Genomic DNA, 704 nt, shown 5'->3' with positions numbered 1-704 from the left:
GGATGCCGCCCGCTATGCCCTCACCCGCTCGCACGCCGATTCCAACATCGACATCGACCTGGCGCTGTGGGGCTCACCGGGGTGAAGGCGAAGCGGTCCCGTCCAACCAGCAGCCCGATGGCCGCCTGCGCCACGGCAATCAGGCACAGCAGCGCCAGGGAGGTTTCCCAAGCCCCGGTGGCGGCGAAGAGCCCGCCGAAAATCGGCGGACCGGCGGCGGCCAGCAGGTAGCCGATCGACTGGGCCATCCCGGAGAGGGCGCCGGCTTCGCGGTGGGTGCGGGTGCGCAAGCCGAAGAGCGAGAGCGCGGTGACCAGGGAACTGCCGCAGCCGAAGCCCGCCACCAGCACCCAGAACAGCATGACCTGCGGCATCAGCATCATGCCCAGGCCGCCTGCCACCACCACCAGGGGCGGCAGCGAGGCGGCCAGGCGCTGGGTCGGCCCGCGCAGGGCAACGGGGGTCAGCAGGCTGGATACCACGCCGATCAGCTGGAACAACATGAGGTCCCAGCCGGAGGCCAGGTCCCCGCGGCCGTGAAAACGTTCCAGAGTGGGCAGCCACGTGATGAGAATGTAGAAGGTCATCGACTGCAACCCCATGTACACCGTCACATGCCAGGCGAGGCCGGACTTCCACACCGAACCGCGCACCAGCGCCGGGGCCGCGGCGGCGGCACGGGCCCGCTCTTCGGCCGCGGTGCC

At 70.5% G+C, this 704-nt stretch carries 1 protein-coding gene; it reads right to left on the bottom strand.

Features of this window, described 5'->3' with window-relative positions:
- Positions 1–20: 20 nt before the first annotated feature.
- A partial coding sequence (locus tag AC5RUJ_RS17740) for an MFS transporter (protein ID WP_494156445.1) occupies positions 21–704 on the bottom strand: 684 nt, incomplete at its 5' end.

It is taken from the genome of Arthrobacter sp. Y3223164, assembly GCF_059091005.1.
The sequence above is the reverse complement of the archived record's forward strand: the minus strand, read 5'-3'. Positions and strand labels throughout refer to the sequence as shown.